The organism is Neisseria sp. P0001.S005, assembly GCF_051963715.1.
In genome coordinates this window covers 1-6335 of record NZ_JBQCTZ010000196.1, presented here as the reverse complement: position 1 = coordinate 6335, position 6335 = coordinate 1, and the positions used below count along the sequence as shown (strand labels likewise).

Annotated in this window: 4 protein-coding genes and 2 pseudogenes; all 6 read right to left on the bottom strand. The window is 49.0% G+C overall.

Translation table 11 applies throughout. From position 1 onward, the window contains the following. The coding region (gene rsmD / locus ACTHSP_RS16665; protein WP_440346487.1) for a 16S rRNA (guanine(966)-N(2))-methyltransferase RsmD at nt 1–449 on the bottom strand (449 nt) is incomplete at its 3' end. Between the two features lie 149 nt (nt 450–598). Then, nucleotides 599–2905 carry a type I DNA topoisomerase gene (gene topA, locus ACTHSP_RS16660; RefSeq protein ID WP_440346486.1) on the bottom strand — a complete coding sequence of 769 codons (2307 nt, stop codon included), beginning with the start codon at nt 2903–2905 and terminating at the stop codon, nt 599–601. Between the two features lie 73 nt (nt 2906–2978). Next, a complete protein-coding gene (locus ACTHSP_RS16655; protein WP_003679497.1) occupies nt 2979–3434 on the bottom strand; it encodes a DUF494 family protein in 456 nt (151 codons plus the stop codon). Nucleotides 3435–3458: 24 nt separating this feature from the next. Then, nucleotides 3459–3659, bottom strand: a pseudogene (locus tag ACTHSP_RS16650) (DNA-processing protein DprA); the annotation flags it as partial. Between the two features lie 59 nt (nt 3660–3718). Continuing rightward, nucleotides 3719–4649 (bottom strand): annotated as a pseudogene (gene dprA, locus ACTHSP_RS16645) (DNA-processing protein DprA); the annotation flags it as partial. A gap of 716 nt (nt 4650–5365) precedes the next feature. Beyond that, nucleotides 5366–6335 (bottom strand): helix-turn-helix domain-containing protein (locus tag ACTHSP_RS16640; protein ID WP_440346485.1); only part of this gene is annotated, 970 nt, incomplete at its 5' end.

Here is a 6335-nt window from a genome sequence, read left to right as displayed (position 1 = left end):
CCATTTTTCAAGTGGCTTTGCAATCGGATAAACAGATTTTGCCAATCTTCCCATGCAAACGGCGGATCAAGAAACACAACATCAAATTTTTCAGACGGCCTTGTCAGATAAGCCATGCCGTCTGAACACACGATTTCCACCTGTTTCAAACCTAATTCACAGATATTTTTCTGAAGCGTTTGAACAGTTTGGCGGTGGTTATCGACCATTAGCACTTTTGCCGCATTACGAGAAGCGGCCTCCATTCCCAAAGCACCGCTACCGCTGAATAAATCTAATACCGTTTTGCCGGTTAAATCCTGACCCAGCCAGTTAAACAGTTTTTCACGCACGCTGTCAGGCGTCGGACGCAGACCATCTGCAGACAGAAAAGTTAACTTCCTCCCTCTGCATTGCCCGCCAATAATGCGTACTTGATTGGTGTGTTTGGAATGTTTGTTGTTTGCCATGATTTTTAAAAAGATGCCGAGTTTTCAGACGGCCTCAATTATATAGTGAAACTGCCATCAAGCCGTATTTCACTCTATTCTTTTAGATATAACAAGGCCGTCTGAAAATCATTTTTCAGACGGCCTTTTTCTACCCAAGCTTTAACCAATTATTCCTTCGGTGCAGGCGGTTCAATCTGTTCTTTCCAGCCGCATTCTTTTTGCGGGCAGACTTTTTCCACGCCCCAGCGTTTGGTGGTTTTGATGGTTAAAACCGGCCATGCACATTTCGGACAAGTTTCTGCAATGGGCGGATTCCATGTGGCGTAGTTGCAATCCGGATAAGTGCTGCAACTGTAAAACAGTTTGCCGTAGCGGGATTTGCGCTCGACGAGGTTGCCTTTTTTACATTGCGGGCATTGGACACCGGTGTCTTTCGGTTTTTCCAGCGGTTCAACGTGTTTGCATTTCGGATAGTTGGCGCAGCCGATGAATTTGCTGCCGGTGCGGCTGTATTTGTACACTAGGCGACCGCCGCATTTGGGGCACTCGCGCCCGTCGAGTTCGGCTTGCTCGGCTTCGGCTTTGGCGATGCGCTCGGCGGCTTCTTCGGCAGTTTCATTGACATTGCGCGTGTAGCTACACTCGGGATAACCGGCACACGCGACAAAACGACCCATTTTGCCGAATTTGATTTGCAGTTTGTGTTCGCCGCATTTCGGACAGATTTCGTCGAGTTCCTGCGTGGTAAATTTGGCGCGTTCGATGCCCTCTTTTTCTTCTACTTGCTTGATGAACGGCTTCCAGAATTTGTCCATCACGGGAATCCATTGGCGTTTGCCGTTGGCAATTTCGTCAAGCTGGTCTTCAAGTTTGGCGGTAAAGTGGTAGTCGACGTATTGGGAGAAGTGTTCGGTCAAGAATTTATTGACGATGTCGCCTGTGTCGGTAGGCATGAAGCGTTTTTGCTCAAGGGTAACGTATTCGCGGTCTTTGAGCGTGGAGATGATGCTGGCGTAGGTCGAGGGGCGGCCGATGCCGTATTCTTCGAGGGCTTTAACCAGCGTGGCTTCGTTGTAGCGCGGAGGCGGAGTGGTAAAGTGTTGTTCGCCGTAGAGTTTGTCCACGGGCAATTTGTCGCCTTCGCTCATTTCGGGCAGTTTTTTGCTGTCTTCGCTCTCTTCGTCGTCGCTGCTTTCTTCATACACACTCAAAAAGCCTGCGAAGGTTTGCACTTGTCCGGTCACGCGGAACACGCCTTTGCCGACGGTAATATCGACGGTGGTTTGGTCAAATTTGGCGGGCGTCATCTGACAAGCGACGGTGCGCTGCCAAATCATTTGATAGAGTTTGAACTGGTCTACACTCAGGAAGGGTTTGACGCTTTCAGGCGTACGGTACACGGAAGTCGGACGGATCGCTTCGTGTGCTTCTTGGGCGTTTTTGGATTTGGTTTTGTATTGTTTGGCGGCACTCGGCAGATATTCTTTGCCGATTTTGTTTTCGATGTAATGACGGATTTCGGTTAACGCTTCATCAGCTAAATTCACGCTGTCGGTACGCATATAGGTAATCAGACCGATGGCGCCTTGCCCTACGTCTATACCTTCGTAAAGCTGCTGGGCGGTACGCATGGTGCGGTCGGTAGTGAAGCCGAGTTTGCGCACGGCATCCTGCTGCATGGTGGATGTGGTGAACGGCGCGGCGGGATTGCGGCTGCGCTTTTTCTTTTCGATGGCGGTAACAACGGCCTCTTTGCCTTCGAGTTCTTTCAACACGTCGGCTTGCGCGGCTTCGTTCGGCAGGTCGAATTGTTCGAGTTTCGCGCCGTTGTATTGGGCGAGTTTGGCGGTGAACTTGCTGCGGCCTTTGTGGCTGTCGAGATGCACTGTCCAATATTCCTGCGCTTCAAACGCGCGGATTTCGTTTTCGCGTTCGCAAATCAGGCGCAGCGCAGGGCTTTGCACACGGCCCGCACTCAAACCGCGTCGGATTTTTTTCCACAACAATGGCGAGAGGTTGAAACCGACCAGATAGTCCAAAGCGCGGCGTGCTTGTTGCGCATCGACCAAGTCCATTTCAATTTCGCGCGGGTTGGCGACGGCGTCGAGCACGGCGTTTTTGGTGATTTCGTGGAACACGACACGCTGCGGCTTGATGTTTTTCAGGCCGCGTTTGGTTTTGAGGATTTCATAAAGATGCCAAGAAATCGCTTCACCTTCCCTATCCGGGTCGGTTGCGAGGTAGATGTTTTCGGCTTCTTTGGCTCCGGCGACAATTGCATCGACGTGTTTGGCGTTGCGTTTAATCAGCTCGTATTTCATGGCGAAGTCGTGTTCGGGATCGACGGCACCGTTTTTGGGGATAAGGTCGCGGACGTGGCCGTAGGAGGCCAGAATTTCGAAATCGCCGCCAAGGTATTTTTTCAGGGTTTTGGCTTTGGACGGTGATTCGACGATTAAGAGGTTTTTCGCCATTGTTGTTCTCTTTTGGATGTATTGGATTTATGTTTCAGACGGCCTTTATTATTGAGGCCGTCTGAAAAAAGGTTTAGTGCATCACGTTTTGTCCGGTCAACGCACTCATCAAGTCGTCGCCTATCAGGACGGGCAACTCGCTCTTGTGCATCCACAACACCAGCAATACCAACACTTTGGCGGTATCGAGGGTAATTTCGTCCGATGGAATGTGCATCAGGGCGTGAATGACGATTTCGCGTTGCTCATAAGTAATTGCGTGTTCGGTAACCAAATATTGCATCAAGCCCATGACTTCCTGCGGCAGGTTTTCAGCTTCTTCACGGCAGAATACGCGCAGGGAGTCGCTGTTAAACGGCTCGGCATAGAATTCGGACGTATTGAACAAGACTTCCATCATCATCAATGTATTGCCGATTTCCGTAGCATCAAAACCCGCATCTTCCAAGAGGCGACCCAAGTCCTCCGGAGGCGGACAATTGTCGAAATCTTGGAAGTGTTCGATTAAATAAGCAATGACTTCGGTCATGCTGGTTCCTTAAATATAGATAATTTATGCTTTGACACGCTGATAACGGCCGCCCGGCAAGGCGGCGACGATACCGTCAAGTTCGTATTCCAAAAGCTGTGCGTACACATCTGCCGCTGCCGTATTGGTTTGTTGCGCCAAAATATCGGGGTGTATCGGGTCGTAACCCATTGCTTCCAATAAAGCGCTAGTTGATGGGGCAGCAGATAGGTTTTCAGACGGCCTTTGCGGTTCATCCACTATTGTTTTTGGTTGCAGACGTTTGGTTTGATCGTTTTTCGGTTTTACCGTCTTATTTATAGAATATGATGGAACAGGCGTATTTTGCAATAGCTGCGGACACTCATGGAGAATATCGTCCAAACATTCAACCAGTTTTGCCCCGTCTTTAATCAGCTTGTGACAGCCTTTGCTATGCGGATTGTCTATCGAACCGGGTACCGCCATCACTTCACGCCCCATCTCCGCCGCCAGCTTGGCAGTAATCAATGAGCCGGATTCCAATGCCGCTTCCACCACCAATGTCAGCTGCGATAACGCGGCGATCAGACGGTTGCGGCGCGGAAAGTTGCCTGCAAACGGACGCGTGTCCAAAGGGAACTCGCTGACAATCAATCCCCTTTCTGCAATTTCATAAGCAAGGTTTTTATTGGATGGTGGATAAATACGGTCTATACCCGTTCCCCATACGGCGATGGTACCGCCATCTGCCTGCAATGCGCCCTGATGGGCTGCTGTGTCGATACCCGAAGCCATACCCGATACGACGGGAATGCCTTTTTCACTCAATGCCCTGCCGAAATCTTTGGCAATCCGCATTGCCTGCGGCGTGGCATGGCGGCTGCCGACAATCGCGGCAGAAGGTGTGTGCAGCAGCTCTGCATTACCGCGTAAAAACAAGACCGGCGGCGCGGTAATGCCTTGTGTCAGCATTTCGGGGAAATTATCATCTTGTAGCAGCAACAGACGGCAACCGTCCTGCATTTCCCATTGTAAAGCGGCTTCGGCTGACTGCTGTGCCAAAGCCCGTTTGTCCGCATTGCGCCACGATTCGGCCGCCTGTTTATGGCGCACCAACGCGGCAATCTTGTCTGCCGGCGCATTCAAGGCAGCTTGTGCGCTACCGAATTGCTGCAACAGCACCAAAAAACTTTCTGCGCCGATATAGGGCGTAAATGCCAGTTGCAACCAAGCAAAACGCTCGTTTTCCGTCATCAATCTGTTCCCTTTTCGTAATGGTTGTTCAGACGACCTGAAGTAAATAAAGGCCGTCTGAATATTTTATTAATATAAATCTTTAGTTTCCCATCACAGTAACTTTCTCAGAACATCATTTTTATCCAATATACGATTAATCAGATATTCATCATCAGGTTTTAAGTTATCCATTAGCTCATCTACAACGGCCATACGGCTACGTAGAAATTTCAAAAGCTCCGGATTTGGTTTTTTTTATTGTATTCATCATAGCGAGCCTGAACTAAAGACTGCTGACTTTGGCCTAAAATCTCTAAAGCTACTTCATAATCAAAATGTCCTAACATTGGATAACTCCTTTTCAAAAGTACATCTTTACATTAAAGCATATTTACCATCTTTATGTTTTAGCCATTACTGCTGCATTTCATTTTGAATCGTCTAAATTACAAAATCTTTCAAAGAAATACCATGTTGAGCACAATAATTTTTCAATTCTTAGTGCATCGATTCAGACATAATCAATGTATAGTGTTTTTCCGGATCAGTTGTAACCTGAGCAGTTTTGCCGACTTTCGTATTCTTTTCGGCTTAAAAGGCAAAATAATAATACCTAGCCATATCATTATTTTTATAAAGTATTGCTTGCCTAAGCAAACTGTCAAATGACGATGCCGTCTGAAAAACCTGATGGCTTTCAGACGGCCTTTTTTGTGTTTGAACCGATATTGCGCTTATTCTTCGGATTTGTCGGCGCTGCGGCGCGATACGCTGATACCGAGTTGTTTGAGTTTGCGGTAAAGGTGTGTACGCTCCAAACCGACCTTTTGCGCCACGCGGCTCATATTTTGGCCTTCTTGGGCGATATGGTACTCAAAGTAGCGGCGCTCGACTTCTTCCCTCAATTCGCGCAAAGGCATATTGAAATTGAAGCCGCCGATGATTTCTGTCGCCGTCGCATTTTCCTTCTGACCTAAAGCCACGGCAACGGCCTGCTCATTCACTTCTTTGCCGTCAGATTCCAACATGATGTTTTTCACCGTTTCGGCAAGCTGGTCGTAATTGCCCGGCCAATCGTATTGGCGCAAAACCACCAACGCGCTGTCGCTGAATTTTACCGGCTGGATTTTTTGACTTTCGGCCAAATCGGTCATGATGCGGTTGATTAAAAAGACGATATCGTCCGGCTGGCTGCACAAAGAAGGAACATCGATGCGCTCTTTCAACAGCTCCGCCAGTCTGCTGGCAACGACGTCATCGGCACTCTCACCGCGTTTAAAGCCGCAGGAAGCAATCACACGGACATTGTAGCGGTCGGCTTTTTCCAGCAAGAAAGCAATGCCGTTTTGGATGTTTTTGCTGTAACGGGCAATATCGCCGACATACAAAATGCCGCCTGAAGCCTTTTGCAACAGCTCCATCGGCGTATCGACAATGTGTTCGACACGGTCGGTTGCCACCCAAGGCGTACCGCTTTTGTGCAGATAGCGGGCGACAATCTCAAACGGCGAACCTGCCTCACCGGCAAACAACAGCGGGCGGTTATGTTTGGCAGCCGCTTCAATGCTGCCGTTCATTTCTTGAATGACGGAACTGTTGCCCAATTTGTCCAAAGTCATACCGGAGACCGTCTGAACTTCGCCATGTTTCAAGGCGCGTTCTACTGCGGACAAGAGTTTTTGCAGGGCAATCGGTTTTTCCAGA

Coding starts and splice junctions, on each gene's coding strand:
- topA (WP_440346486.1), bottom strand. CDS start 2,905: ATGGCGAAAAACCTCTTAATCGTCGAATCACCGTCCAAAGCCAAAACC.
- ACTHSP_RS16655 (WP_003679497.1), bottom strand. CDS start 3,434: ATGACCGAAGTCATTGCTTATTTAATCGAACACTTCCAAGATTTCGAC.